1 protein-coding gene is annotated in these 1,077 nt (G+C 76.1%); it reads left to right on the top strand.

The window, feature by feature from the left end; translation table 11 throughout:
* Nucleotides 1-314: 314 nt before the first annotated feature.
* On the top strand, nucleotides 315-1,077 hold a 763-nt coding region (locus tag G9H71_RS22815), incomplete at its 3' end, for an LLM class flavin-dependent oxidoreductase (protein ID WP_331273213.1).

Genomic DNA, 1,077 nt, shown 5'->3' with positions numbered 1-1,077 from the left:
AACGACGACGACGCGGCGCAGCCCGGTCGCGGAACGACGACGACCCGGCGCAGCCCAGTGGCGAAACGATCACGGGGCTTGGCGCTCGGCACGCCGGCGTGTCGGAGCCGAAGCCCGTGATCAACTGGCGACGAGCGGGGGCGTGGACGTCGGCGTTGGCGTGGGAGCCGGCGCGGGCGCGGGCGCGGGCGTGGGCGTGGGCGCCAGCGCGGGCGCCAGCGCGGGCGGGCGGCGTAGGCGGACTACGCAGCCGTATGGCCGAAGCCACGCCACCGGGCGGAAGCCCGCCGCCACGGGCCGCGTTGTGGGAAGTCGTGAGCACCGGAAACCGCGTACCCCTGTCCGTCCTCGAGCTCTCCCCGGTCGGGAGCGGCCAGACGTCGCGCGACGCCCTCCTCGCCTCGACCGAGCTGGCGCGCACGGCCGAGCGGCTGGGGTACGCCCGGTTCTGGGTCGCGGAGCACCACAACATGCCGAGCGTGGCGAGCACGACGCCGGCCGTGCTGCTGGCCCACGTGGCCGCCGCGACGAGCACGATCCGGGTCGGCTCCGGCGGCGTCATGCTGCCCAACCACGCGCCGCTCGTCGTCGCCGAGCAGTTCGCCATCCTCGAGGCCCTGCACCCGGGCCGGGTCGACCTCGGCATCGGCCGCGCCCCCGGCACGGACCCGGTGACCGCTGCCGCGCTGCGGCGTACGCCCGAGGGGCTCGGCGCGGAGGACTTCCCGCAGGAGCTCGACACGCTGCTGGCTCTGCTCGGCGACCCGACGCGGGAGGAGCCGCGGCCGACCCGGCTGGTCGCGACCCCCGCCGCGACGTCGGCTCCGGACGTCTGGCTGCTCGGGTCAAGCGGCTACAGCGCGCAGGTCGCCGGCAAGCTCGGGCTGCCGTTCGCCTTCGCGCACCACTTCTCCGCGCAGAACACCGAGCCCGCGCTGGCGCTCTACCGCGACGTCTTCACGCCGTCGCACGCGCTGCAGGAGCCGCACGCGATGGTGGTCGCGTCGGTGCTCGCCGCGCCCACGCAGGAGGAGGCCGAGCGCCTCGCGCTGCCGGGCCGGCTCATGCTGCTCCAGC

Origin of the sequence: Motilibacter deserti (assembly GCF_011250635.1) — a bacterium.
Lineage (GTDB): Bacteria > Actinomycetota > Actinomycetes > Motilibacterales > Motilibacteraceae > Motilibacter_A > Motilibacter_A deserti.
The sequence above is the reverse complement of the archived record's forward strand: the minus strand, read 5'-3'. Positions and strand labels throughout refer to the sequence as shown.